Genomic DNA, 23711 nt, shown 5'->3' with positions numbered 1-23711 from the left:
AAGTTTGATAAACTTAAGCTTGGCTTAAATACTATATTCGAAAGGAGATAGAGGTTTGGAAAAGGGAAGTGCAGAGTACGAGAAAATTTTAGATGAACTGGTTGGTTATTGCAATGATTCAGGTACGATCGATCAGAACCTCTATGTTACATATGATGTTAAGAGAGGCCTTCGTGATTCAAATGGAAAAGGTGTCTTAACAGGTCTGACAGAGATTTCAGATGTATCCGGTTTTGCAGTTCAGGATGGTGAGCTGGTGCCGGCAGATGGAAGACTCTATATTCAGGGATATAATATCGAAGATCTGGAACGTGGATTCCACGGAAGCAAGTTCGGCTTTGAGGAGACAATCTATCTGCTTTTATTCGGTGAACTGCCGACCAGAACTCAGTTTAATAAATTTAAGGAATTGATGGAGACGTTCCGGGAGCTCCCAAGAAAGTTTGCTCGTGATGTGATTTTAAAAGCACCAAGTAAGAATATGATGAATGTCTTACAGCGTTGTGTGCTTACTTTATATTCATATGATGACTGCCCGGATGACATCAGCATTCGAAATGTCCTTCGTCAAAGTATGGAACTGATTGCACAGTTTCCGCTGATCGCTGCATATGGCTATCAGGGCTATAAGCATTATTATCAGGATAAGAGTCTTATCATTCACAATCCGAAGCCGGGCCTTTCGACAGCAGAGAATTTCCTTCGCCTGATCCGTGCGGATAAGAAGTATACTGAGCTTGAAGCGCAGGTACTGGATATCTGTCTGGTGCTTCATTCAGAGCATGGTGGTGGTAACAACTCCACATTTACAACACATGTTATATCATCAACCGGAACTGATACCTATTCAACCGTTGCCGGTTCTCTTGGTTCTTTAAAAGGACCGAAGCATGGTGGTGCGAACCTGAAGGTTCAGCAGATGATGGATGACTTGAAGGCTCATGTAAAAGACTGGAGCGATGAAGCGGCGATCCGTGAATATCTTCAGGGACTGCTTGATAAGAAGGGCTTTGATCATAGCGGTCTGATCTATGGTATGGGACATGCTGTTTATACGGTGTCCGATCCAAGAGCCAAGATCCTGAAACGTTATGCTGGAAGACTTGCAGAAGAAAAAGGTATGCAGGAGGAATTCAAGCTGTACACAGATATTGAACGTATCGCCATGGAACTTCTTGCTAAGAAACGAAACTCCGTTATCTCGGCAAATGTCGATTTCTACAGTGGATTTGTATATCGTATGCTTGATATACCGATCGAACTGTTCACTCCGATCTTCGCAATCGCAAGAATTGCAGGCTGGAGTGCACATAGAATAGAAGAGCTGGTAAATGCCGGTAAGATCATCCGTCCGGCCTATAAATATGTCGGAACGCATAAGACATATCTGGATATGGACGAGAGAAACTGGTAGGATTATAGAAAATAAATACGGGGCAGGCATTATTTTTAATGTCTGTCCCGTATTTGTTTATTTACTCCATCTTCCGGCAGCACCGCATGGCAGTACCAGACCGGAGCCTGTAACCGGAAGTCCTACTTCGTCGGAGATAACATGGCCGCCGAATTTAGACTGTACCTCGGTTGATATCATATAGGTAAGAACGGCTGGTGCAAGCCCGGTCGTATAGGAATTGACCAGGAAGAAAAGCGGATCATCGCAGAGCAGCTCGCTACACAGCTTGATAAACGGATGTATCTTTTCTTCAATCTTCCAGATCTCGCCCTTTGGGCCTCTGCCGTAAGATGGCGGATCCATGATGATCGCATCATAGTGATTGCCACGGCGGATCTCACGTTCTACAAATTTTACGCAGTCATCAACGATCCAGCGGATCGGAGCATCGCCAAGTCCGGATGAGACTGCATTTTCCTTTGCCCATGTAACCATGCCCTTAGAAGCGTCAACATGAGTAACCGCAGCACCTGCTTTTGCTGCCGCACAGGTTGCACCGCCGGTGTAAGCGAAAAGATTTAATACCTTGATCTCTTTCTTTTTGGATGAACGGATCAGGTCAGAGAACCAGTCCCAGTTGGCTGCCTGTTCCGGAAACAGACCGGTGTGTTTGAAGCTGAATGGTTTCAGGTTAAAGGTCAGATCCTTATAATGAATCGACCATTGCTGCGGAAGGTTAAAGAACTCCCATTCGCCGCCGCCCTTATTGCTGCGGTGGTAGTGACCATTTAACTGCTTCCAGCGTTTATCTGTTTTGGGAGTTGACCACAGAACCTGTGGGTCCGGACGAAGGAGAATATATTTGCCCCATCGTTCCAGTTTTTCTCCATCTGAACAATCTATTACTTCATAATCCTGCCAGTGATCTGCTGTCCACATAATCGATATCCTCGTTTCGTTTGAAATGTTTATATAAAACTACTATATTATAAGGTGCGGTCATTTTCAAGTCAACGATGAAATCTGCATGGAAAGAAAATGAAATTAGGATATAAGGAAAACAAATTGACCGATATCTGCCGGGGTGATAAAATCACAGCAGTAGAGCAAAACAAAAATATATAATTGCAATAGATAATTTTTGATATGATGAATACCAAATTATTTGCTTGCGAGAATGTTGATTTTGTGAAGAACATTGCATGAGCTGTGTTTCATAAAATGATAAGTAGATACAAGACAGAAAACATGGAGAAGCATATGGATATTATAAAAGAGATCGCGGAGACACATCCACATAAGGTCGTACTGAGCAATGGAAAGGGAGAATACAAGAAGATCGTATTTGCCCGGAAGGTATTAAAGGGCAGAAATGCATATCAGCTTGAGAAATATACACAGACGCAGGTCTTTCACGAGAATATCGAAGAAGGAAGGCTGGCAGAGCATATTGCGATGCATTTTCCGGCAGAGTTTAAGCAGATGAATGCATTTTCTTTGACGACAGATTATGATGTAAAAGCAGGCAAAAAAGGAAATCTGGCAGTCAGCCGCAGACAGGCGGAGAATAAGACGATATCGGTTGGCGGTAATAATCGCAAGAAGAAATATATTCTGGATGAGGGGATGGATATTCCTGCATTCCGGGAGCTTGGAATATTTACCAAAGAAGGAAAAGTGGTTTCTTCCATGTATGATAAGTTCCGCCAGATCAACCGCTTTATCGAGATGGTAGATGATGTACTGAAGTCTTATAAAGGTGATGAGATCAATATTATTGATTTTGGATGCGGCAAATCCTATCTGACTTTCTTCTTATACTATTATATAGTAGAGATCCGTCATATGACGGCGCATATTACCGGGCTTGATCTGAAAGAACAGGTAATAAAGAATTGTAATAAGCTGGCAGAAAAATGCGGATATACGGATCTGAAGTTTGAGATCGGTGATATCAATGGATACCGGACAGACCGTAAGGTTGATATGGTAGTGACCTTGCATGCCTGTGATACGGCAACTGACTATGCGCTCTACAATGCGATCTGCTGGAACACGACATACATCTTATCTGTTCCGTGTTGCCAGCATGAGTTAAATAAACAGATCCGGTCGGAGGAGTTGTCGGCACTGACCAAGTACGGAATCATCAAGGAACGGACAGCGGCATTGATGACTGATGCGATCCGTGGATGTGTGCTGGAATATTGCGGATATAAGACGGATTTGTTGGAATTTATTGATATTGAACACTCACCTAAAAATATTTTGATCCGGGCAGTGAAGAAACCAGTATCAGAGGAAAAACGGGAACGGGCAAAAGAAGAAGCGGACCGGTTGTGCCGGACCTTTGGCATTCGCCAGACCCTGATGCAGCTTGTGATGACGGAAGAAAGGAGCCATTCATGAAACGAATTTTGATGTATGATTGTAATACAGTGGATACCGTTTATGCACCGCTTGTATGCAGAGAGATCATGATGCAGGATGATCTGATCGATCGTCTGGCATGCGGCTATGTTTCAAAGACTTCGAAAGAAGAACTGCAGAAGCAGGGATTTCGCATGGTGGGAGCAGAAGAACGAGGAAATCGTGCCAGCTGCACTTTTATAACAGAATTGGTCGCTTGTGCGTTTGATAGACAGATCGAAGGAATCGATATCGTGACCAATGATGATACGATCCTGGCGGCAGTTGTAAAGGCACAGGAGCAGGGCAAGGATATTCGGGTATTGGGCAGTGACGCACACAGCGAAGCATTTATCCGCAGATGTAATCGCTTCTGTTATATAGATATTTTGCAGGGGTATGAACCGGAGCGGTGTCTGACACCGTTATCGGAAATTATATCCGATGTCTATCGCATTATAATAGAAGAAAGAGCTTCGGGTATATGTACAGAGTTGTCAGGGCTGATACACAAGCTCACGAAGCTGCATACGGAATTTGATACCAGAAATTATGGTTATACCAGCATGGAAGAACTGATTCTGAAAAATGGAAAAGATATTCAGTTCTATAAAGATGGAGAGCGGTATTATCTGGAGATGATCGATGATCGGGAAAATGTAGAACACTTTATAACGGCGTATCTGTCAGAACGGAATAACAAGATAGATGATATGCAGGAGCTGTTTGATGCATTATCAGAAGAATTCGAACGGTTTGATACCAGAAATTATGGTTACGCATCGGATATCGCTTTTCTTTTAAGTTTCCCGAAGCTGGAAATTTATAATAACAAGGGCGTGAAGCTGAAGCAGAGCTTTAAGCTGAAATAAGAGATTGCTTTTCATTGTGTATTATAGAATGAAATAAGCGATAGCGGTTCTATTGTGCATTATATATAGAAGAAACAGATAAAATATAACAGTATGACGGATAAAAAATGCAGGGGAATATAATAAAAAATTTCTTGAAAAATATAGAAAAAATGCTTGCATTCCGCAAAAACGTGTTATATAATCAAACGTGCTGTGACATGATAGCGTTGAAACGGAGGTTGCTGTATCGCATAGATACAGGTTTTTCGTGGAGCGAATGTCAATAAAGAATTACTGACGACAAGTCACTGTACCAATAACTGTCTATCAAAAGGATAGAAACGACGTGTTGATTCTGATTTAATTCAGGATACACACGGGAGAGTGTACAGTCACCACTTGTTGTACTATTAAAAAGTGCGAAAAGGAGGCGGCTTTTTTTATGGCAAATCAGATTATGAGAATCACATTGAAGGCGTACGACCACAAACTTATCGATCAGGCTGCTGGACAGATCATCGATACTGTTAAAAAGACAGGAGCTAAAGTCAGCGGACCGGTTCCAATGCCTACAAAGGTTGAGAAGATCACAATCCTCAGAGCTGTTCATAAGTACAAAGATTCAAGAGAACAGTTCGAGCAGAGAACTCATAAGAGATTAATCGACGTAATTGCACCAACACAGAAGACAATTGATGCATTACAGAAGATCGATTTATCAGCTGGCGTATACATCGACGTAAAGATGAAATAATCAGCCACAAAAAAATTAGAAGTGAACTAATCAAATCACAAAAACAAACATAGCACGAAGCAGTGCATAAGCAGTAACCTAATGCATCCGAAGGATGTAATTTAGTATGATTGTTAAAACAATCCGCTGTGAATTAAATTAGGAGGAAAACTTAAAATGAAGAAAGCTATTTTAGCAACAAAAGTCGGAATGACTCAGATTTTCGACGAAAACGGCGTGTTAGTGCCGGTAACAGTTTTACAGGCTGGTCCATGTGTTGTAACCCAGGTAAAAACAGTTGAGAATGACGGTTATGATGCAATTCAGGTAGGATTCGGCGAAAAGAAAGAAAGAATCACAACAAAAGACGTATCAGGAAAGAAAGTAATCAGAAACCCACATGGTGCTGGTAAGGCAGAAGTTGGACATGCAAAGAAAGCAAACACAACACCTAAGACTTTCTACAGAGAGTTCAGACTTGATGACTGTGCTCAGTACGAACTTGGTGCAGAGATCAAAGCCGATGTATTTGCTGAAGGAGACAAGATCGACGTTACAGCAAAGACAAAAGGTAAGGGATATGCAGGTGGTCTTAAGAGACACGGCTTAAAGTCAGGTCCTTCAGGACATGGTTCCAAGTATCACAGACATGCAGGTTCAAACGGTTCAGCTACTACACCGGGTAGAGTATTCAAAGGTAAGAAGATGCCTGGACATATGGGTAGCGTAAGAGTTACAATCCAGAACCTTGAGGTAGTTAAGATAGATGTAGAAAATGATGTTATTTTGGTAAAGGGCGCAGTTCCGGGACCAAAGAAATCATTAGTAATGATTAAGGATACAGTAAAGACTGGCAAGTAGTCTTTAGGAAGGAGGAACGAAAATGGCATCAGTTAAGGTTTATGACATCGAAGGAAAAGAAGTTGAGACATTAGAACTCAATGATTCTGTATTCGGTGTAGAGATAAATGAACATTTAATGCATCTGGCTGTAGTTGGCCAGCAGGCAAATAGCCGTCAGGGTACACAGAGCGCAAAGACTCGTTCTGAAGTATCAGGTGGTGGAAGAAAGCCATGGAGACAGAAAGGAACAGGTCATGCAAGACAGGGTTCAACAAGATCTCCACAGTGGACAGGCGGCGGAGTTGTATTCGCACCAAAGCCAAGAGATTATTCAGTTAAGATGAATAAGAAAGAAAAGCAGCTTGCTATGAAGTCAGCACTTTCAGCAAAGCTTGCAGAAGATAAACTTGTTGTAGTTGACAAGATTGAATTAGAAGAGGTTAAGACAAGCGTATTCGCAAAGATCCTTGCAAATCTTAAAGCTCCTAAGTCATTAGTAGTAACAAAGGATAAGAACGACAAAGTTGTTCTTTCAGCAAACAACATTCCAACAGTTAAGACAACAGCTACAAACTCACTGAGTGTATATGACATTCTTAAGTATGATAAGCTTGTTCTTACAAAGGATGCTGTAGCAGCAATTGAGGAGGTGTACGCATAATGGCAGACATCAAATATTATGACGTTATACTTAAGCCTGTAATCACAGAGAAAAGTATGAATGCAATGGCAGAGAAGAAGTACACATTTCTTGTACACCCGGAAGCAACAAAGGCTCAGATCAAAGAAGCTGTAGAGAAGATGTTCGAAGGAACAGAAGTTGCTAAGGTTAACACCATGAACAATGACGGTAAGGTTAAAAGACGTGGCGTAACACTTGGAAGAACAGACAAGTACAAGAAAGCAATCGTTAAACTTACAGAAGCAAGCAAAGAGATCGAAATTTTCGAAGGACTGTAAAATAACGAAACAGATTTATACGCAAAAAAGCGTGACAATAAATTGAACCGAAAGGAGAACAAAAATGGGAATTAAGACATATAACCCATATACACCTTCCAGAAGAAATATGACCGGTCTTGATTTTTCAGAGATCACAAAATCAACACCTGAGAAATCACTCGTTGTATCAATGAGCAAGACAGCTGGTCGTAATAATCAGGGAAAGATCACAGTTAGACATCACGGCGGTGGTGAGAAACGTAAATACAGAATTATAGATTTCAAGAGAAACGATAAGGATGGAATTCCAGCAACAGTTAATGCAATCGAATATGATCCGAACAGATCAGCAAACATTGCACTTCTGTTCTATGCTGATGGCGAGAAGAGATACATCCTTGCTCCTTATAAGTTAGCAGTAGGAGATGTTCTTATGAGTGGTGCTGAAGCAGAGATCAAAGTTGGTAACTGCCTCCCACTTCAGAATATTCCGGTTGGTACATTAGTACACAACATCGAGTTATACCCAGGTAAGGGCGGACAGCTTGTTCGTTCAGCAGGTAACTCAGCACAGCTTATGGCTAAGGAAGGAAAGTATGCAACATTAAGACTTCCTTCAGGCGAAATGAGAATGGTTCCAATCATCTGCCGTGCAACAATCGGTCAGGTAGGAAACATTGAGCATGGCCTTGTTAACATTGGTAAAGCCGGACGTAAACGTCACATGGGCGTTAGACCAACAGTTCGTGGTTCTGTTATGAACCCTAATGACCATCCACATGGTGGTGGTGAAGGTAGAGCACCAATCGGTCGTTCAGGCCCTTCAACTCCATGGGGTAAGCCAGCAATGGGATTAAAGACAAGAAAGAAGAACAAGCAGTCTAATAAGATGATCGTAAGAAGAAGAGACGGCAAGAGCATTAAATAGTTAATAAGGAGGTATGACAATGGCTCGTTCATTAAAAAAAGGACCATTCGCAGATGAGCATTTACTCAAGAAGATAGATGCTATGAATGCAAGCAATAGCAAAGAAGTTGTTAAGACCTGGTCAAGACGTTCAACAATTTTCCCATCATTCGTAGGTCATACAATCGCAGTTCATGATGGAAGAAAGCATGTACCTGTATATGTTACAGAAGACATGGTTGGACATAAGCTTGGTGAGTTCGTAGTTACCAGAACCTACAGAGGCCATGGTAAAGACGAAAAGAAGGGTAGAAAATAATATTTGGAATATTTGAAAGGAGGACTAAATCATGGCTAAAGGACATAGATCCCATGATAAGAGACTCAGAAATGAGAATAAAGATACCAGACCATCAGCTAAGGTATCATATGCAAGAGTGTCAGTAACAAAGGCTTGTTTCGTATTAGATGCCATCAGAGGTAAGGATGTTCAGACTGCACTTGGTATTCTGGCATACAACCCAAGATATGGTTCAAGTGTTATAGAGAAGCTGTTAAAGTCAGCAATCGCAAATGCTGAAAACAACAATGGACTTAAGGCAGAGGACCTTTATGTAGCAGAGTGCTACGCTAACAAGGGACCTACAATGAAGAGAGTTCATCCAAGAGCCCAGGGTAGAGCATATAGAATCGAGAAGAGAACAAGTCACATCACAATCGTGCTTGACGAGAGATAGGAGGTAAATAATGGGACAGAAAGTTAATCCTCATGGTTTAAGAGTCGGCGTTATCAAAGATTGGGATTCAAGATGGTATGCTGACACAAAGAATGATGAATTTTCTAACAACCTTGTAGAAGATCATAAAATCAGAACTTATTTAAAGAAGACACTTTACAATGCAAACATCTCAAAAATTGAGATCGAGAGAGCTGCAGACAGAGTAAAGGTTGCATTATATACAGCTAAGCCTGGTGTTATCATCGGTAAGGGCGGAGCTGGAATCGAAAAGATCAAAGCAGATGCACAGAAGCTTACAGATAAGAAGCTGTTCATCGATGTAAAAGAAATCAAGAAGCCGGATGCAGACGCACAGTTAGTAGCTGAGAACATTGCAGCACAGCTTGAGAATCGTATCTCATTCAGAAAAGCAATGAAGTCATGCATGAGCAGAACAATGAAAACCGGAGCACTTGGTATCAAGGCTTCATGCTCAGGACGTCTTGGTGGTGCTGATATGGCTAGAACAGAGTTCTACAGCCAGGGAACAATTCCTCTTCAGACACTTCGTGCTGACATTGATTATGGTTTTGCTGAAGCAGACACAACATTTGGTAAAGTTGGTGTTAAGACATGGGTTTACCATGGTGAAGTACTTCCTGTAAAAGGAAATAAGGAAGGAGCGGATAAATAATGTTAATGCCTAAGAGAGTAAAGCGTCGTAAGCAGTTCAGAGGAACTATGGCTGGTAAGGCACTTAGAGGCAATAAGATTACAAACGGTCAGTATGGTTTAGTAGCACTTGAGCCTGCATGGATCAAGTCAAACCAGATCGAAGCAGCCCGTATTGCGATGACAAGATATATGAAGCGTAGTGGTAAAGTATTTATCAAGATCTTTCCTGATAAGCCAGTTACAGCTAAGCCGGCTGAAACTCGTATGGGTTCAGGTAAGGGAGCACTTGAGTACTGGGTAGCAGTTGTTAAGCCGGGCAGAGTTATGTTTGAGATTGCAGACGTACCTGAAGAAGTAGCAAAAGAAGCTTTAAGACTTGCTATGCACAAGCTTCCACTTAAGTGTAAGATCGTTTCAAAAGAAGAATTAGAGGAGGTAGCAGGCAGTGAAAACTAAGGACTATATGAACGAATTAAATGCTAAATCTGTTGATGAGCTTCAGAACGAATTAGTAGCTGCAAAGAAGGAATTATTTAACTTAAGATTCCAGAATGCTACAAATCAGTTAGAGAACACAAGCAGAATCAAAGATGTAAGAAAGAATATTGCAAGAATACAGACAGTTATAGCCCAGAAGGCTAATGCTTAATTATCTTAGAAGGAGGAATATATTGTGGAAAGAAATCTGAGAAAAACACGTGTAGGTATCGTTACAAGTGACAAGATGGACAAGACAATCGTTGTTTCTATCGTAGATAATGTTAAGCATCCTCTTTATGGAAAGATCGTAAAGAGAACTTACAAGTTAAAGGCTCATGATGAGAAGAATGAGTGCAATATTGGCGATAGAGTAAGAGTTATGGAAACAAGACCTTTATCAAAGGATAAGAGATGGAGACTTGTTGAGATTATAGAGAAGGCTAAATAAGGAGGCAAATAAAATGGTTCAGCAGGAAACAAGACTTAAAGTTGCTGATAATACTGGTGCCAAAGAGCTCCTTTGCATCAGAGTTTTAGGCGGCTCAGTAAGAAGATATGCAAATATCGGCGATATCATCGTTGCCTCTGTTAAAGACGCAACACCAGGCGGAGTTGTTAAAAAAGGTGATGTTGTTAAGGCCGTAGTAGTAAGATCAAAGAAGGGCGCTCGTCGTAAGGATGGTTCATACATCAAGTTTGATGAGAACGCAGCAGTTATTATAAAAGACGATTTAAATCCAAGAGGAACACGTATCTTTGGACCAGTTGCAAGAGAGTTAAGAGACAAGAAGTTCATGAAGATTGTCTCACTTGCACCTGAAGTATTATAAGGAGGTGTAGACCATGGCAACATTAAAGATTAAGAAAGATGATATGGTACAGGTTATTGCCGGCAAGGACAAAGGCAAAGAAGGCAAGGTCCTTCGTGTTGACAAGAAGAACGGTACTGTAGTCGTTGAAGGCGTAAATAAAGTATTTAAGCACAGCAAGCCAAGCATGGCTAACCAGGCAGGCGGAATTATCGAAATGGAAGCTCCAATGGACATCTCCAATGTAATGTATCTTTACAAAGGCAAGCCGGTAAGAGTTGGTTTTGAAGGAACAGGTAAAGATAAAGTCCGTGTTGCTAAAGTAGATGGCAAAACAGAGAAGATAGATTAATTGGAAGGAGGTCGTCTTAGTTGAGTAGACTTAGAGAAAAGTATGACGCTGAAATCAAAAGCGCCATGACTGAAAAATTTGGATATAAAAATGTAATGCAGATCCCAAAGCTTGATAAGATCGTTATTAACATGGGCGTTGGTGAAGCAAGAGAAAATGCTAAAGTTTTAGACGCAGCTATCAAGGATCTTGAAACAATCGCTGGTCAGAAGGCAGTTGTTACACGTGCGAGAAAGTCCGTTGCTAACTTCAAGTTAAGAGAAGGAATGCCTATCGGATGTAAAGTAACACTTCGTGGCGAGAAGATGTATGAGTTCTTAGATCGTCTTGTAAACCTTGCACTTCCTCGTGTACGTGACTTTAGAGGTGTTAATCCTAATGGTTTCGATGGCAGAGGTAACTATGCTTTAGGTATCAAGGAACAGCTTATTTTCCCGGAAATCGAGTACGATAAGATTGATAAAGTCAGAGGTATGGATATCATCTTTGTTACAACAGCAGAGACAGACGAAGAAGGTCGTGAACTGTTAACATTATTTGGTATGCCTTACAGCAAATAATTAAAGGAGGAAGATTCGTTATGGCTAAGACAGCAATGAAAGTTAAACAGCAGCGTAAACAGAAGTTCTCATCAAGAGAATATACACGTTGCAAGATTTGTGGACGTCCACACTCAGTATTAAAGAAATACGGAATCTGTAGAATCTGCTTCCGTGAATTAGCATACAAGGGACAGATCCCTGGCGTTAAGAAATCAAGCTGGTAAGAGATAGAAGGAGGAAGAAATATTATGTCAATGAGCGATCCAATAGCAGATATGCTTACAAGAATTCGTAATGCTAACACAGCAAAGCATGATACAGTAGAGATCCCTGCTTCAAAGATGAAAAAGGCTATTGCTGACATCCTTTTATCAGAAGGATATGTTCAGGCAGTAGACATTATCGAAGATGGTAAGTTTGAGACAATCAAAATTACATTGAAGTATGGTGTAGATAAGAACGAGAAGATCATCACAGGCCTTAAGAGAATCTCTAAGCCGGGTCTTCGTGTATATGCAAGTAAGGATGAGCTTCCAAGAGTACTTGGTGGACTCGGAACTGCAATTATTTCAACAAACAAAGGTGTACTTACTGACAAGGAAGCAAGAAAGCAGAATGTTGGTGGCGAAGTATTAGCATTTGTTTGGTAGGCATTGAGCACTTAGTGAGCACAAGCTGAAAGCGCCGTGCGAAGTTAGTGCGAAAGCCCATCCCGAGACTTAACGAATACGAGTCGAAGACGATGGATGAGTTTAGTTCGAGTGGATGTCATTAGAGCACTTAGTGAGCACAAGCTGAAAGCGCCGTGCGAAGTTAGTGCGAAAGCTGATAAAACATTCCTCCGGCATCATTTCCTGAAAAATACCGGAGGTTAAAGCCTGCATGGATACACTCCATGCAGCACAAATACAAATATTATAAATTTTAAGGAGGAAGGCGAAATGTCACGTATCGGAAGAATGCCTATCGCTGTACCTGCAGGAGTGACTGTAGATATCGCAGAAAATAATAAAGTGACTGTTAAAGGACCAAAGGGAACACTTGAGAGAGTTCTCCCGGCAGAAATGGATATTAAGTTAGAAGCTGATGTAATTACAGTTTCAAGACCTAATGATTTAAAGAAGATGAAGTCTTTACACGGACTTACCAGAACACTTATCCACAACATGATCGTTGGTGTTACAGAGGGTTATGTTAAGGATCTGGAAGTAAACGGTGTAGGTTATAGAGCTCAGAAGCAGGGCAATAAATTAGTTCTTGCTCTTGGTTATTCACATCCAGTTGAGATGGTTGACCCAGAAGGTATCGAAGTAAAGGTTGATGGTAACAAGATTTCAGTTGTTGGTATTGACAAGGAAAAAGTTGGTCAGTATGCAGCAGAGATCAGAGAAAAGAGAGCACCGGAACCTTACAAGGGCAAAGGTATCAAGTATGTTGACGAGACTATCAGACGTAAAGTTGGTAAGACTGGTAAGAAATAATAAAGGAGTGAGATAAGATGGTTAATAAAGAATCAAGAAGCGAAGTTCGTATTAAGAAGCATATGCGTGTTCGTAATCATTTAGCTGGAACAGCAGATAGACCACGTTTAGCAGTTTTCAGAAGTAATAATCATATGTACGCTCAGATTATTGATGATTCAGTTGGAAACACAATTGTAGCAGCATCAACAGTAGAGAAGTCAATCAAGGAAGCACTTGAGCAGACAGATAATGTAGATGCAGCAGCATACGTTGGTAAAGTCGTTGCTGAAAGAGCACTGGAAAAGGGAATCAAGACTGTTGTATTTGACAGAGGAGGATTCATCTACCAGGGTAAGGTTCAGGCATTAGCAGATGCAGCAAGAGAAGCTGGTCTAGAATTCTAAGAAGGAGGAAGAACAACATATGAAGCGTGAAATAATTGATGCTAGTAAATTAGAATTAGAAGATAAAGTAGTAGATATCAAACGTGTAACTAAGGTTGTTAAGGGCGGACGTAATTCTAGATTTGCATGTCTTGTAGTTGTTGGTGACAAAAACGGTCATGTAGGCGTAGGCGTTGGTAAGGCTGTAGAAATTCCAGAAGCTATCCGTAAGGGTAAGGAAGATGCAGCTAAGCACCTTGTTACAGTTCCTGTAAATGAAAACGGAAGTATCCCATATGATTGGAACGGAGAATTCGGTAGCGCAACAGTATTGCTTAAGTCAGCTCCAGAAGGTACCGGTATTATCGCCGGCGGTCCTGCCCGTAACGTACTTGAGCTTGCCGGATACAAGAATATCCGTACAAAATCCTTAGGATCAAACAACAAACAGAACGTAGTTCTTGCAACGATCAAAGGTCTTTCAGAGATCAAGACTCCGGAAGAAATCGCAAGACTTCGTGGAAAATCTGTTGATGAGATACTTAACTAAGGAGGTATTATAAGATGGCAGATAAGTTAAAAGTTACTTTAGTAAAATCACCAATCGGATGCGTACCAAAGCATAAGAGAACTGTAGAAGCATTAGGACTTAAGAAGGTAAACAAGTCAGTTGAACTTCCTAACAATGCTGCAACTCTTGGTATGGTTAAGCAGGTTAGTTATTTAGTAAAGGTAGAAGAGATTTAATTATATTTGAAGGAGGTGCAGGTCGTGAATTTATCAACATTAAAGCCAGCAGAAGGTTCTAAGCATAGTACTAATTTCAGAGTAGGCCGTGGTCATGGTTCAGGAAATGGTAAGACTGCAGGTAAGGGCCATAAGGGTCAGAAGGCACGTTCAGGATCACCTAGACCAGGATTTGAAGGCGGACAGATGCCTTTATATAGAAGAATCCCTAAGAGAGGATTTACATGTATCAATCACAAAGATATCGTTGCAATCAATGTTTCAGTTCTTGATCGTTTCGAGGATGGAGCAGAGGTTACAGTAGATACACTTGTTGAATGCGGTATCGTAAAGAATCCACGTGATGGAGTTAAGATTCTTGGAAATGGAGAGTTAACAAAGAAGCTTACAGTTAAGGCAAATGCTTTTTCAAAGTCAGCAGTCGAGAAGATTGAAGCTCTTGGCGGAAAAGCAGAGGTGATCTAATAATGTTTAAAACCTTTATCAATGCATTCAAAGTAAAGGAATTAAGACAGAAATTATTATACACATTCTTTGTTCTTATAGTAGTCAGGCTGGGAAGCCTGATTACTGTACCGGGAATCCGTGCTGATGCAATTAAAGAGTATCTGAGCAATGCACTTGGAGATTCTTTTAATCTGTTCAGCTCATTTACCGGAGGATCGTTCGATCAGATGTCAATATTTGCATTGAACGTAACACCATATATTACAGCTTCCATTATCATTCAGCTTCTTACCATAGCAATTCCTGCTCTGGAAGAGATGCAGAAAGATGGTGAAGACGGAAGAAAGAAAATTACAGCAATTACCCGTTTTTTAACGATCGGTCTCGCAATTCTGGAAAGTGCAGGTCTTGCGATCAATTTCGGAAGAAAAGGATTCATGGACAGCTACAATTTTTGGACAGTATTGACAATGATCGTTATCCTTACCGGTGGTAGTGCGTTTGTAATGTGGCTTGGCGAGCGTGTAACAGATCGTGGTGTGGGAAATGGTATTTCCATTATCCTGTTGATCAACATCGTATCAACCATGCCAAATGATTTCAAGAATATTTACACACAGTTCATCAAAGACAAAGATCCGGTCAGAATGTGTCTAATTGCACTTTTGGTTGTTGCAATTGTTGTATGTGTAACCATTCTTGTATGTATGCTTCAGGGAGCTGAAAGAAAGATTCCTGTACAGTATGCAAAGAAAGTTCAGGGTAGAAAGCAGATGGGAGGTCAGTCCTCCAACATTCCACTTAAGGTAAATACAGCAGGCGTTATTCCTGTAATCTTCGCTTCTTCACTGATGGCGATTCCTTCTATTATAACAAGTTTATTTGGAAAGAGTCCATCCGGTGTCGGTGCTAAGATCCTTCAGGGAATGAGCCAGTCATACTGGTTTAATGCGAACTATCCTTGGGGATTCCTTGGATTGGCAGTATATATCTTACTTGTGTTCTTCTTCGCTTATTTCTATACAGCAATTACCTTCAATCCGATGGAGATTGCAAATAATATGAAGAAGAGCGGTGGTTTTGTACCGGGTATCCGACCGGGTAAGCCAACCCAGGACTATTTAAATAAAATACTGAACTATATTATATTTATCGGAGCAGTTGGTCTTTTGATCGTTGCGATGATTCCAATGTTCTTTAACGGATTTTTCAGTGTAAATGTTTCATTCGGTGGAACATCCATCATCATCGTAGTTGGTGTTGTAATTGAAACCATGAAGAGTCTGGAATCACAGATGTTAGTAAGACATTATCAGGGATTCTTATTAGATTAATTGTAAGATAAAGATATAAAAAACACGAAAAATGGGAGTGTACACTTGTGCACTTCCTATTCGTGTATTATAGTATAAGTATCTATGGCTTGTTCATTTGGAGGACGGGCTGATAACAGGAGGGATTGCAATGAATGTATCCCGCAGGAAAATAAAAAATGGAGGTTATATATGAAGATAATTATGTTAGGTGCACCAGGCGCAGGCAAAGGTACACAGGCTAAAATGATCGCTGAGAAGTACGGAGTACCTCATATCTCAACAGGAGATATTTTCAGAGCAAACATCAAGAACGGAACAGAACTCGGAGCAAAGGCAAAAGAATATATGGATAAGGGACTTCTTGTTCCGGATGAATTAGTTGTAGATCTTGTAATCGACAGATTCAAAGCAGACGACTGCGCAAAGGGATATATCCTTGATGGATTCCCAAGAACAATTCCACAGGCAGAGGCACTTGACAAAGCATTATCAGCAATCGGTGATTCTGTAGACTATGCTATCAATGTAGAAGTACCGGATGAGAACATCGTTCGCAGAATGTCCGGAAGACGTGCATGTGTTGGCTGTGGTGCAACATATCATATTGTATATAACCCTACAAAAGTAGAAGGCAAATGTGATGTATGTTCATCCGATCTTATCTTAAGAGATGATGATCAGCCGGAAACAGTATTAAACAGACTGAAAGTATATCATGAGCAGACACAGCCATTGATCGATTTCTATGCTAAGAAGGGTATCTTAAAAGAAGTTGACGGAACAATGGATATGAATGATGTATTTGCAGCAATCGTTAAGATTTTAGGTGAATAAAATGGCAATATCTATAAAATCTGAGAGAGAAATTGAATTGATGAAAGAAGCCGGCAGAATTCTTGCTCTCACACATGAGGAGCTGAAGAAGGCGATCAAACCGGGAATCACAACCTATGCAATTGATAAACTTGGTGAAGAAGTGATCAGAAGTTATGGCTGTATTCCTTCTTTTCTGAATTATAATGGTTATCCGGCATCTATCTGTGTATCAGTGAATGAAGAAGTTGTTCATGGTATACCATCAAAGACAAGATTTCTGAAAGAGGGCGACATAGTAAGTCTTGATGCAGGAGTTATCTATAAAGGATATCACTCCGATGCAGCAAGAACTTACGGAGTAGGAAAGATTTCACCGGAAAATGAGCATCTGATTGCAGTAACTAAGCAGAGCTTTTTCGAAGCAATGAAGGTTGCTGTTCCGGGAAATCATATTCGAGATATCGGAAGGGCTGTAGAGCGGTATGTTTTAAAATTTGGATATGGAATCGTAGAAGACCTGGTTGGACATGGTGTTGGAGCAAATCTTCACGAGGATCCGGAAATACCGAATTTTGAAACAATCAAAAAAGGACCGAAGCTGAAACCGGGAATGACGATTGCAATCGAACCGATGATAACAGCAGGTGATTATGAAGTAGACTGGCTGGATGATGACTGGACGGTTGTAACCGTGGACGGGTCCAATGCAGCACACTATGAGAATACGATCCTTATTACAGAGGACAGACCGATCATCTTGTCGCAGGCAGAAGGATTGGAATTATAGAAATAAAAAATGGATTCAAAATCTCAAGGATTTTAAGGAGGATTAAAAATGTCAAAGGCAGACGTAATTGAAGTAGAAGGAACAGTAATCGAGAAGTTACCAAATGCAATGTTTCAAGTAGAGATCGAGAATGGTCATAAGGTTTTAGCACACATTAGTGGTAAGCTCAGAATGAATTATATCAAGATCCTTCCGGGTGATAAGGTAACAATTGAATTATCACCATACGACCTGACAAAGGGAAGAATTGTTTGGAGAGATAAATAAATTCTTCTATATAAAGAGGTATGTAATGAACATCCTGCAAAGATATTCCCTTTATGGGATGTGATTTATCATAATAAACCCATTAATATGAAAAAAACAGAAAATGGGACTTGCATTCTATTGTGAAAAATGATAGAATGCCTATTTGTAGCGGACTTTTTTTGAAAGGAGATTTTCTAATGAAGGTTAGAGCATCAGTAAAACCTATGTGCGATAAGTGCAAAGTTATCAAGAGAAAGGGAATCGTTAGAGTTATCTGCGAGAATCCAAAGCACAAACAGCGTCAGGGTTAATCAAAAAAAGAAACTGGGTATCCGGATGATAGCCCATCCATATGATATCTTGTTTTTTATGTATCAACACACACGGATGTGTTGTAAATTTTAAAAGCGGCTGTAGCATAATCATTATATGCTAGTAAAAATAAAAAAATAGGCAGCGAGATGGAAACATATGCATTTCACCTCAGCATTTTCATGTTGAGATATGTCGAGATCCGATATGCCGGACAGAAGAATTTTTACGGAGGTTAATTAGAATGGCTCGTATTTCAGGTGTTGATTTACCAAGAGACAAGCGTGTTGAGATTGGTCTTACTTATGTATATGGTATAGGTTTGGCATCTTCACAGCGTATCCTTAAGGAAGCAAATGTTAATCCTGACACACGTTGTAATGATTTGACTGATGATGAAGTAAGAAGAATCAGCGAAGTAATCAATGCAACACAGACTGTTGAAGGAGATTTACGTAGAGAAGTAGCGCTTAACATCAAGCGTTTACAGGAAATTGCATGCTACCGTGGTAAGCGTCATAGACAGGGACTTCCTGTTCGTGGACAGAAGACAAAGACAAACGCAAGAACACGTAAGGGACCTAAGAAGACAGTAGCAAACAAGAAGAAATAATACTGTTTTCATTTGTTCTTATATATAGTAGAAGATAAGAGATCTTCTGCACCGGGCAGAAGATAAAGTACATTTGTATAAATTTGGAAAACCATAGGAGGTTTAAGAGTTAATGGCTAAGCAAGTTACTAAAAAAGTGGCTAAGAAGCGTGTCAGAAAGAGTGTTCAGCACGGACAGGCTCATATTCAGTCATCTTTCAATAATACAATCGTTACATTAACAGACGCTGAAGGTAATGCACTTTCATGGGCAAGTGCTGGCGGTTTAGGATTCAAGGGTTCTAAGAAGTCAACACCATATGCTGCTCAGATGGCTGCTGAGACAGCTGCAAAGGCTGCTGCTCCTTACGGATTAAAGACTGTTGATGTTATGGTAAAAGGCCCAGGCTCAGGTAGAGAAGCAGCTATCCGTGCTCTCGCAGCTTGCGGTATCGATGTTGTAAGTATCAAAGACGTTACACCAGTTCCACATAATGGTTGTCGTCCACCAAAGAGAAGAAGAGTCTAATTAGGAGGTACAGAGTAAGATGGCAGTAGATAGAACCCCAGTTCTTAAGAGATGCAGATCTTTAGGCATGGAGCCAATGTATCTCGGAATTGACAAGAAATCAAATAGAAAATCAACAAGAGCAAACAGAAAAGTAAGTGAGTATGGTTTACAGCTTCGTGAAAAGCAGAAGGCTAAGTTCATTTACGGTGTATTAGAGAAGCCTTTCCGTAACCTTTACGCTAAGGCAGAGCAGCAGAAGGGCTTAACAGGTCCTAACCTTATGACATTACTTGAGTTAAGACTTGATAATGTTATCTTCAGATTAGGTTTTGCAAGAACAAGAAGAGAAGCAAGACAGATTGTAGATCACAAGCATGTACTTGTTAATGGAAAGAGTGTTAACATTCCTTCATACCAGGTAAAGGCCGGAGACAAGATCGAGATCAGAGAGAAGAGCAAATCCTTACAGAGATATAAGGATATCATTGCTGCAACAGAAGGACATTTAGTTCCAGGTTGGTTAACCGCTGACAGAGAAAACCTTTGTGGAGAAGTAGTTGAGAAGCCAAACAGAGAGCAGATCGATGTTCCTGTAAACGAGACCCTTATTGTCGAGTTATATTCCAAGTAATAAGAATAAATATGATCATCCGTACATCCATCCGGGATTTACCCGTGTGGATGTCTGGATGCAGAATATATTTATGATATTTGCAAAGTTGGAGTATACCAGTTAATTACCCATAAAGGAGGGGCTTAAATGTTTGAGTTTGAGAAACCAAAAATTGAGATAGTTGAGATTTCAGATGATAACAAGTATGGTAAGTTTGTAGTAGAGCCTTTAGAGAGAGGCTATGGTACAACCCTTGGTAATTCATTAAGAAGAATTATGCTTTCTTCATTACCTGGTACAGCAGTAACACACGTTAAGATTAAAGGTGTTTTACATGAGTTCAGTTCTATTCCCGGAGTAAAGGAAGATGTAACTGAGATCGTTATGAATATCAAGTCTTTAGTAATAAAGAACAATTCATTAACAAATGAGCCGAAGCAGGCTTATATCGATGTAGCTGGTGACTGTGTTGTCAGAGCATCTGATATTCATGTAGACGGCGATATCGAGATCATCAATCCTGATCTTGTAATTGCAAATCTTAGTGGCCCGGATGCAAGACTTGAGATGGAACTCACCATCGGCAACGGCAGAGGCTACGTTGGTTCTGATAAGAATAAAGAAGCAGATGCACCGATTGATGTCATCGCTATTGATTCTATATATACACCGGTTGAGAGAGTTAATCTTACAGTTCAGAATACTCGTGTTGGTCAGGTTACAGATTATGATAAGCTGACACTTGATGTATTTACAAATGGTGCTATCGCACCGGATGAGGCTGTCAGCCTCGCTGCAAGAGTCCTTGTAGAACATTTGAACCTGTTCGTTGATCTGTCTGAGAACGCAAAATCCGTTGATGTAATGGTTGAGAGCGTAACAGATGAGAAGGAAAAGGTTCTGGAAATGAATATTGATGAGCTTGAATTATCAGTTCGTTCATACAACTGCTTAAAGAGAGCCGGTATCAATACAGTTGAAGAATTGATCAATAAGACCCCGGAGGATATGATGAAAGTTCGTAACCTCGGTCGTAAGTCATTAGATGAAGTATTAGCTAAGCTGAAAGAATTAGGCTTATCACTGAATGACAGTGAGGAATAATACTTTTTACCACTCAAGCCGAATAATAGTAAGCACAGTGAAGACCCGCAAGGGTAAGGAGGATAAATAAAAATGGCAATGTATAGAAAACTTGGAAAAGCAAGCGCACAGAGAAATGCATTACTTCGTAACCAGGTAACACAGTTATTATACCATGGTAAGATCAGAACAACAGAAGCTAGAGCTAAGGAAGTTGTTAAGATTGCAGAGAAGCTTATCACATTAGCAGTTAAGGAAAAGGATAACTATGATGAAGTTACCGTTACCGCTAAGGTTGCTAAGAAAGATAAAGATGGTAAGAGAGTGAAGGAAGTTGTTGATGGTAAGAAAGTTACTGTATATGATGAAGTAGAAAAGACCATCAAGAAGGATCAGCCTTCAAGACTTCATGCAAGAAGAGAAATGCTTAAGGTATTATATCCGGTTGTTGAAGTTCCTACAGATGCTGCCGGAAAGAAAGCCGGTACAAAGAAAGTTGATTTAACAAGCAAGTTATTCGATGAGTACGGTACAAAGTACGCAGGACGTAAGGGTGGTTACACAAGAATCATCAAGATCGGTCAGCGTAAGGGCGATGCTGCAATGGAAGTTATTCTTGAGTTAGTATAATTATAAACATAAGGGCTGTCAGGTACATGTATGTGTATTTGGCAGCTTTTTTATTATACTAAGATGCAGACTTTATATTTGCAAAGATGTTGATTCGATGGAATTATCGTATTTGTTTAGAAACATAGGAGCGTGTACATGAGTTTTATTCAGGTGAAAAAGCTTGGACATAAATTTAATATCAAGGACAAGGATGGAAATGTTACAGGTGAAAAATGGGCTGTGAAGGATATGGATTTTGTTGCCCATAAGGGACAGATCATTGCCGTTCTTGGACGTAACGGTTCGGGAAAGTCAACATTTGCCAGACACCTGAATGGCTTATATGCACCAAATCAGGGAACGGTATGGATACAGGGAGATGCTGATGTATTAGATACGAGCCGGGAAGATGATCTGCTGGCCATCCGTCGTGCAGTCGGGATGATCTTTCAGAATCCGGACAACCAAATGGTAGGAAATACGGTTGCGGAAGATGTAGGATTTGGTTTGGAAAATCTGGGCTTTGAAGCAGAGGAGATATGGGAGCGAATCAACGAAGTACTTCGATTGACAGGGATGGAGGCATATCTGGAACGAAATGTATCACATCTAAGCGGTGGACAGAAGCAAAGACTGGCAATCGCATCTGTGATGGCCATGTCACCGGAATGTATCGTTATGGATGAAGCAACTGCCATGCTCGATCCTGTGGGAAGTAGACAGATACTTGATACCTTATATCATTTGAACCGGGAGTTTGGCATTGCGATCATTATGATCACACATCGGATGGAGGAAACGGTTCGGGCAGATCAGATCTATGTAATGGATGATGGAAATGTAGAGTTGATTGGCGCACCATATGAGATTTATCCACAGGTAGAGAAGTTAGAGCAGCTTGGTCTTGACAGTTTATTGCCATATAAGCTGTTGCATGAGTTGAAAGTAGATTATTCCGATGATAAGACATTTGTCAAAAATTTGGATGAAGACGCAAAAAGTGCGTTGGTTGATAGAAAAGAGGGGCTCTTGTCGGTAAAGGATGCTGCGGACAGGATAAAGGCATGTTTGCGTGATGAAAAATCTTTTGTAAACAGACAAGAAGCAGCAGAACATTTTAATTCGGCGCAGAAAGATATACCATCAAGTAAAAATGAGGATGGAATACATGAGGATATCCTTGATAATAGAAATAACATGGATAGAGAAGAACACAATGGTATGTTATTGGATGCCGGGATAAAAAAAGATATCTTGGTCGAGGCTGATAATCTGGAGTATTCTTATAAGGATGGTGCGGTACTGGTTCCTGCGGTAAATCAGGTGTCATTTCAGATCAGAAAAGGAGAGATCCTTGCGGTGGCAGGACAGACCGGTTCCGGGAAAAGTACGCTGTTATATATGCTAAACGGTATTTACCGTCCGATGGGGGGAACACTTAAGGTTGATGGAATTGATGTAGGAAAGACGAAGAATCTGAAAGAATTGCGGAAGAAGATTGGATTTGTGTTTCAGTATCCGGAGTATCAGTTATTTGAAAGTACGGTGTTAGCGGATGTAATGTATGGCGCATTGAACTTCGGGATGTCGAAAGCAGAAGCAGAACAGGCGGCAAGGGAAGCATTGGCACTTGTGAATATATCAGAGGAATATTTTGAATATTCTCCGTTTGACCTTTCAGGCGGACAGAAGAAGCGTGTAGCACTTGCAGGAATCCTTGCATATAAGCCGGAGATTCTTATTCTCGATGAGCCGGTTGCCGGCATGGATCCGAAATCCAAACGGGAATTATTTGCACTGATCCGCAGATTACATGAAGAACGGAATATAACTGTAATCTTTGTATCACACGACATGAAGGATGTGTATGAGATTGCAGATCGTATACTGGTTATGGGACAGGGAAAGCTGGTCTATGATGGAGCAGTAGAGCAGGCATTTGGAACGCCGGAGATTGTAGAAAAACTTGGCTTAGAGATGCCGGAAATGGCGGTGTTCAGGGAGGCATTACTGCCGGAGATAAGACTCACAGCAAGAAGCATGGCGGGCGTGATTGAGGAACTTAGTGGGCTAAAGAATATATAAGAAGAGATATAAAATTAATGAAGCTATAGAGATT

36 protein-coding genes are annotated in these 23711 nt (G+C 40.7%); 35 read left to right on the top strand and 1 reads right to left on the bottom strand.

Features of this window, described 5'->3' with window-relative positions:
• Nucleotides 1–55: 55 nt before the first annotated feature.
• Complete coding sequence (locus CLOL250_RS11765) at nt 56–1414, top strand: citrate/2-methylcitrate synthase (protein ID WP_008402756.1); 1359 nt, start codon at nt 56–58, stop codon at nt 1412–1414.
• A 57-nt stretch (nt 1415–1471) separates the two neighbouring features.
• Here the strand turns inward: CLOL250_RS11765 and CLOL250_RS11760 are convergent, their stop codons facing one another.
• Complete coding sequence (locus CLOL250_RS11760; protein WP_008402755.1) at nt 1472–2335, bottom strand: class I SAM-dependent methyltransferase; 864 nt, start codon at nt 2333–2335, stop codon at nt 1472–1474.
• A 309-nt stretch (nt 2336–2644) separates the two neighbouring features.
• Between CLOL250_RS11760 and CLOL250_RS11755 the strand changes: the two genes are divergently transcribed.
• The 34 genes from CLOL250_RS11755 to CLOL250_RS13475 all read left to right on the top strand — a co-directional run bounded on the left by CLOL250_RS11755 (nt 2645) and on the right by CLOL250_RS13475 (nt 23677).
• On the top strand, nt 2645–3805 hold the full coding sequence (locus tag CLOL250_RS11755) for a class I SAM-dependent methyltransferase (RefSeq protein WP_044946128.1): 1161 nt from the start codon (nt 2645–2647) through the stop codon (nt 3803–3805).
• A complete protein-coding gene (locus CLOL250_RS11750) occupies nt 3802–4677 on the top strand; it encodes an OST-HTH/LOTUS domain-containing protein (protein ID WP_008402753.1) in 876 nt (291 codons plus the stop codon). The genes CLOL250_RS11755 and CLOL250_RS11750 overlap by 4 nt, the downstream gene beginning before the upstream one ends.
• 424 nt (nt 4678–5101) lie before the next feature.
• A complete protein-coding gene (gene rpsJ / locus CLOL250_RS11745) occupies nt 5102–5413 on the top strand; it encodes a 30S ribosomal protein S10 (RefSeq protein ID WP_008402752.1) in 312 nt (103 codons plus the stop codon).
• A gap of 156 nt (nt 5414–5569) precedes the next feature.
• On the top strand, nt 5570–6253 hold the full coding sequence (rplC, locus tag CLOL250_RS11740; protein WP_008402751.1) for a 50S ribosomal protein L3: 684 nt from the start codon (nt 5570–5572) through the stop codon (nt 6251–6253).
• Nucleotides 6254–6275: 22 nt separating this feature from the next.
• On the top strand, nt 6276–6896 hold the full coding sequence (gene rplD, locus CLOL250_RS11735; protein WP_008402750.1) for a 50S ribosomal protein L4: 621 nt from the start codon (nt 6276–6278) through the stop codon (nt 6894–6896).
• On the top strand, nt 6896–7195 hold the full coding sequence (gene rplW, locus CLOL250_RS11730) for a 50S ribosomal protein L23 (RefSeq protein ID WP_008402748.1): 300 nt from the start codon (nt 6896–6898) through the stop codon (nt 7193–7195). Before rplD ends, rplW begins: the two co-directional genes overlap by 1 nt.
• A 64-nt stretch (nt 7196–7259) precedes the next feature.
• On the top strand, nt 7260–8105 hold the full coding sequence (gene rplB / locus CLOL250_RS11725; protein WP_044946097.1) for a 50S ribosomal protein L2: 846 nt from the start codon (nt 7260–7262) through the stop codon (nt 8103–8105).
• Nucleotides 8106–8124: 19 nt separating this feature from the next.
• Nucleotides 8125–8403: a 30S ribosomal protein S19 gene (gene rpsS, locus CLOL250_RS11720; RefSeq protein ID WP_044946096.1), complete on the top strand. Its 279-nt coding sequence runs from the start codon at nt 8125–8127 to the stop codon at nt 8401–8403.
• A gap of 31 nt (nt 8404–8434) precedes the next feature.
• Nucleotides 8435–8821 (top strand): 50S ribosomal protein L22, encoded by a 387-nt coding sequence (gene rplV, locus CLOL250_RS11715; RefSeq protein ID WP_008402744.1) that lies wholly within the window; start codon nt 8435–8437, stop codon nt 8819–8821.
• Nucleotides 8822–8831: 10 nt separating this feature from the next.
• Nucleotides 8832–9497, top strand: coding sequence for a 30S ribosomal protein S3 (gene rpsC, locus CLOL250_RS11710; RefSeq protein WP_008402743.1), 666 nt, complete (start codon nt 8832–8834; stop codon nt 9495–9497).
• Entirely contained in the window at nt 9497–9934 is a 438-nt protein-coding gene (gene rplP / locus CLOL250_RS11705) for a 50S ribosomal protein L16 (RefSeq protein ID WP_008402742.1), read from the top strand. The genes rpsC and rplP overlap by 1 nt, the downstream gene beginning before the upstream one ends.
• 7 nt (nt 9935–9941) lie before the next feature.
• Nucleotides 9942–10127, top strand: coding sequence for a 50S ribosomal protein L29 (rpmC, locus tag CLOL250_RS11700; protein WP_173783816.1), 186 nt, complete (start codon nt 9942–9944; stop codon nt 10125–10127).
• A gap of 21 nt (nt 10128–10148) precedes the next feature.
• On the top strand, nt 10149–10406 hold the full coding sequence (gene rpsQ, locus CLOL250_RS11695; RefSeq protein WP_173783815.1) for a 30S ribosomal protein S17: 258 nt from the start codon (nt 10149–10151) through the stop codon (nt 10404–10406).
• A gap of 13 nt (nt 10407–10419) precedes the next feature.
• On the top strand, nt 10420–10788 hold the full coding sequence (gene rplN, locus CLOL250_RS11690; protein ID WP_008402739.1) for a 50S ribosomal protein L14: 369 nt from the start codon (nt 10420–10422) through the stop codon (nt 10786–10788).
• Between the two features lie 13 nt (nt 10789–10801).
• On the top strand, nt 10802–11119 hold the full coding sequence (gene rplX / locus CLOL250_RS11685; protein WP_008402738.1) for a 50S ribosomal protein L24: 318 nt from the start codon (nt 10802–10804) through the stop codon (nt 11117–11119).
• A gap of 20 nt (nt 11120–11139) precedes the next feature.
• On the top strand, nt 11140–11679 hold the full coding sequence (rplE, locus tag CLOL250_RS11680) for a 50S ribosomal protein L5 (RefSeq protein ID WP_008402736.1): 540 nt from the start codon (nt 11140–11142) through the stop codon (nt 11677–11679).
• A 20-nt stretch (nt 11680–11699) separates the two neighbouring features.
• Nucleotides 11700–11885 (top strand): type Z 30S ribosomal protein S14, encoded by a 186-nt coding sequence (locus CLOL250_RS11675; protein ID WP_008402734.1) that lies wholly within the window; start codon nt 11700–11702, stop codon nt 11883–11885.
• A gap of 24 nt (nt 11886–11909) precedes the next feature.
• Nucleotides 11910–12311 (top strand): 30S ribosomal protein S8, encoded by a 402-nt coding sequence (rpsH, locus tag CLOL250_RS11670; RefSeq protein ID WP_044946095.1) that lies wholly within the window; start codon nt 11910–11912, stop codon nt 12309–12311.
• Between the two features lie 291 nt (nt 12312–12602).
• Entirely contained in the window at nt 12603–13142 is a 540-nt protein-coding gene (gene rplF / locus CLOL250_RS11665) for a 50S ribosomal protein L6 (protein WP_044946090.1), read from the top strand.
• Between the two features lie 17 nt (nt 13143–13159).
• Nucleotides 13160–13528: a 50S ribosomal protein L18 gene (rplR, locus tag CLOL250_RS11660; protein WP_008402729.1), complete on the top strand. Its 369-nt coding sequence runs from the start codon at nt 13160–13162 to the stop codon at nt 13526–13528.
• A gap of 19 nt (nt 13529–13547) precedes the next feature.
• On the top strand, nt 13548–14057 hold the full coding sequence (rpsE, locus tag CLOL250_RS11655; protein WP_008402728.1) for a 30S ribosomal protein S5: 510 nt from the start codon (nt 13548–13550) through the stop codon (nt 14055–14057).
• Between the two features lie 14 nt (nt 14058–14071).
• On the top strand, nt 14072–14254 hold the full coding sequence (gene rpmD / locus CLOL250_RS11650) for a 50S ribosomal protein L30 (protein ID WP_008402727.1): 183 nt from the start codon (nt 14072–14074) through the stop codon (nt 14252–14254).
• Between the two features lie 24 nt (nt 14255–14278).
• Nucleotides 14279–14719: a 50S ribosomal protein L15 gene (rplO, locus tag CLOL250_RS11645; protein ID WP_021944970.1), complete on the top strand. Its 441-nt coding sequence runs from the start codon at nt 14279–14281 to the stop codon at nt 14717–14719.
• Nucleotides 14720–14721: 2 nt separating this feature from the next.
• Nucleotides 14722–16035 (top strand): preprotein translocase subunit SecY, encoded by a 1314-nt coding sequence (gene secY / locus CLOL250_RS11640; protein ID WP_008402725.1) that lies wholly within the window; start codon nt 14722–14724, stop codon nt 16033–16035.
• 171 nt (nt 16036–16206) lie between these two features.
• Nucleotides 16207–16851, top strand: coding sequence for an adenylate kinase (locus CLOL250_RS11635; protein ID WP_021944968.1), 645 nt, complete (start codon nt 16207–16209; stop codon nt 16849–16851).
• A 1-nt stretch (nt 16852) separates the two neighbouring features.
• Nucleotides 16853–17620 (top strand): type I methionyl aminopeptidase, encoded by a 768-nt coding sequence (map, locus tag CLOL250_RS11630; RefSeq protein WP_044946089.1) that lies wholly within the window; start codon nt 16853–16855, stop codon nt 17618–17620.
• A gap of 48 nt (nt 17621–17668) precedes the next feature.
• Nucleotides 17669–17887 (top strand): translation initiation factor IF-1, encoded by a 219-nt coding sequence (gene infA, locus CLOL250_RS11625; protein WP_008402721.1) that lies wholly within the window; start codon nt 17669–17671, stop codon nt 17885–17887.
• Between the two features lie 179 nt (nt 17888–18066).
• Nucleotides 18067–18180 (top strand): 50S ribosomal protein L36, encoded by a 114-nt coding sequence (gene rpmJ / locus CLOL250_RS11620; protein WP_044946087.1) that lies wholly within the window; start codon nt 18067–18069, stop codon nt 18178–18180.
• 245 nt (nt 18181–18425) lie between these two features.
• Entirely contained in the window at nt 18426–18794 is a 369-nt protein-coding gene (gene rpsM / locus CLOL250_RS11615; protein ID WP_008402720.1) for a 30S ribosomal protein S13, read from the top strand.
• A 112-nt stretch (nt 18795–18906) separates the two neighbouring features.
• Nucleotides 18907–19302: a 30S ribosomal protein S11 gene (gene rpsK, locus CLOL250_RS11610; protein WP_008402719.1), complete on the top strand. Its 396-nt coding sequence runs from the start codon at nt 18907–18909 to the stop codon at nt 19300–19302.
• Between the two features lie 19 nt (nt 19303–19321).
• Nucleotides 19322–19915 (top strand): 30S ribosomal protein S4, encoded by a 594-nt coding sequence (gene rpsD, locus CLOL250_RS11605; protein ID WP_008402717.1) that lies wholly within the window; start codon nt 19322–19324, stop codon nt 19913–19915.
• Nucleotides 19916–20044: 129 nt separating this feature from the next.
• A complete protein-coding gene (locus CLOL250_RS11600; protein WP_008402715.1) occupies nt 20045–21001 on the top strand; it encodes a DNA-directed RNA polymerase subunit alpha in 957 nt (318 codons plus the stop codon).
• 72 nt (nt 21002–21073) lie between these two features.
• Entirely contained in the window at nt 21074–21610 is a 537-nt protein-coding gene (locus CLOL250_RS11595; protein ID WP_008402714.1) for a bL17 family ribosomal protein, read from the top strand.
• Nucleotides 21611–21748: 138 nt separating this feature from the next.
• Nucleotides 21749–23677 (top strand): ABC transporter ATP-binding protein, encoded by a 1929-nt coding sequence (locus CLOL250_RS13475; RefSeq protein WP_008402713.1) that lies wholly within the window; start codon nt 21749–21751, stop codon nt 23675–23677.
• Nucleotides 23678–23711 lie beyond the last annotated feature (34 nt).

It is taken from the genome of Clostridium sp. L2-50 (genome assembly GCF_000154245.1).
Taxonomy (GTDB): domain Bacteria; phylum Bacillota; class Clostridia; order Lachnospirales; family Lachnospiraceae; genus Coprococcus.
This window is presented reverse-complemented; position numbering and strand designations above follow the sequence as displayed.

What these genes read in the sequence shown, in the direction of transcription:
- CLOL250_RS11760 (WP_008402755.1), bottom strand. Translation starts at nt 2,335, where the DNA reads ATGTGGACAGCAGATCACTGGCAGGATTATGAAGTAATAGATTGTTCA.
- CLOL250_RS11755 (WP_044946128.1), top strand. Translation starts at nt 2,645, where the DNA reads ATGGAGAAGCATATGGATATTATAAAAGAGATCGCGGAGACACATCCA.
- CLOL250_RS11750 (WP_008402753.1), top strand. Translation starts at nt 3,802, where the DNA reads ATGAAACGAATTTTGATGTATGATTGTAATACAGTGGATACCGTTTAT.
- rpsJ (WP_008402752.1), top strand. Translation starts at nt 5,102, where the DNA reads ATGGCAAATCAGATTATGAGAATCACATTGAAGGCGTACGACCACAAA.
- rplC (WP_008402751.1), top strand. Translation starts at nt 5,570, where the DNA reads ATGAAGAAAGCTATTTTAGCAACAAAAGTCGGAATGACTCAGATTTTC.
- rplD (WP_008402750.1), top strand. Translation starts at nt 6,276, where the DNA reads ATGGCATCAGTTAAGGTTTATGACATCGAAGGAAAAGAAGTTGAGACA.
- rplW (WP_008402748.1), top strand. Translation starts at nt 6,896, where the DNA reads ATGGCAGACATCAAATATTATGACGTTATACTTAAGCCTGTAATCACA.
- rplB (WP_044946097.1), top strand. Translation starts at nt 7,260, where the DNA reads ATGGGAATTAAGACATATAACCCATATACACCTTCCAGAAGAAATATG.
- rpsS (WP_044946096.1), top strand. Translation starts at nt 8,125, where the DNA reads ATGGCTCGTTCATTAAAAAAAGGACCATTCGCAGATGAGCATTTACTC.
- rplV (WP_008402744.1), top strand. Translation starts at nt 8,435, where the DNA reads ATGGCTAAAGGACATAGATCCCATGATAAGAGACTCAGAAATGAGAAT.
- rpsC (WP_008402743.1), top strand. Translation starts at nt 8,832, where the DNA reads ATGGGACAGAAAGTTAATCCTCATGGTTTAAGAGTCGGCGTTATCAAA.
- rplP (WP_008402742.1), top strand. Translation starts at nt 9,497, where the DNA reads ATGTTAATGCCTAAGAGAGTAAAGCGTCGTAAGCAGTTCAGAGGAACT.
- rpmC (WP_173783816.1), top strand. Translation starts at nt 9,942, where the DNA reads ATGAACGAATTAAATGCTAAATCTGTTGATGAGCTTCAGAACGAATTA.
- rplN (WP_008402739.1), top strand. Translation starts at nt 10,420, where the DNA reads ATGGTTCAGCAGGAAACAAGACTTAAAGTTGCTGATAATACTGGTGCC.
- rplX (WP_008402738.1), top strand. Translation starts at nt 10,802, where the DNA reads ATGGCAACATTAAAGATTAAGAAAGATGATATGGTACAGGTTATTGCC.
- CLOL250_RS11675 (WP_008402734.1), top strand. Translation starts at nt 11,700, where the DNA reads ATGGCTAAGACAGCAATGAAAGTTAAACAGCAGCGTAAACAGAAGTTC.
- rpsH (WP_044946095.1), top strand. Translation starts at nt 11,910, where the DNA reads ATGTCAATGAGCGATCCAATAGCAGATATGCTTACAAGAATTCGTAAT.
- rplF (WP_044946090.1), top strand. Translation starts at nt 12,603, where the DNA reads ATGTCACGTATCGGAAGAATGCCTATCGCTGTACCTGCAGGAGTGACT.
- rplR (WP_008402729.1), top strand. Translation starts at nt 13,160, where the DNA reads ATGGTTAATAAAGAATCAAGAAGCGAAGTTCGTATTAAGAAGCATATG.
- rpsE (WP_008402728.1), top strand. Translation starts at nt 13,548, where the DNA reads ATGAAGCGTGAAATAATTGATGCTAGTAAATTAGAATTAGAAGATAAA.
- rpmD (WP_008402727.1), top strand. Translation starts at nt 14,072, where the DNA reads ATGGCAGATAAGTTAAAAGTTACTTTAGTAAAATCACCAATCGGATGC.
- secY (WP_008402725.1), top strand. Translation starts at nt 14,722, where the DNA reads ATGTTTAAAACCTTTATCAATGCATTCAAAGTAAAGGAATTAAGACAG.
- CLOL250_RS11635 (WP_021944968.1), top strand. Translation starts at nt 16,207, where the DNA reads ATGAAGATAATTATGTTAGGTGCACCAGGCGCAGGCAAAGGTACACAG.
- map (WP_044946089.1), top strand. Translation starts at nt 16,853, where the DNA reads ATGGCAATATCTATAAAATCTGAGAGAGAAATTGAATTGATGAAAGAA.
- infA (WP_008402721.1), top strand. Translation starts at nt 17,669, where the DNA reads ATGTCAAAGGCAGACGTAATTGAAGTAGAAGGAACAGTAATCGAGAAG.
- rpmJ (WP_044946087.1), top strand. Translation starts at nt 18,067, where the DNA reads ATGAAGGTTAGAGCATCAGTAAAACCTATGTGCGATAAGTGCAAAGTT.
- rpsM (WP_008402720.1), top strand. Translation starts at nt 18,426, where the DNA reads ATGGCTCGTATTTCAGGTGTTGATTTACCAAGAGACAAGCGTGTTGAG.
- rpsK (WP_008402719.1), top strand. Translation starts at nt 18,907, where the DNA reads ATGGCTAAGCAAGTTACTAAAAAAGTGGCTAAGAAGCGTGTCAGAAAG.
- rpsD (WP_008402717.1), top strand. Translation starts at nt 19,322, where the DNA reads ATGGCAGTAGATAGAACCCCAGTTCTTAAGAGATGCAGATCTTTAGGC.
- CLOL250_RS11600 (WP_008402715.1), top strand. Translation starts at nt 20,045, where the DNA reads ATGTTTGAGTTTGAGAAACCAAAAATTGAGATAGTTGAGATTTCAGAT.
- CLOL250_RS11595 (WP_008402714.1), top strand. Translation starts at nt 21,074, where the DNA reads ATGGCAATGTATAGAAAACTTGGAAAAGCAAGCGCACAGAGAAATGCA.
- CLOL250_RS13475 (WP_008402713.1), top strand. Translation starts at nt 21,749, where the DNA reads ATGAGTTTTATTCAGGTGAAAAAGCTTGGACATAAATTTAATATCAAG.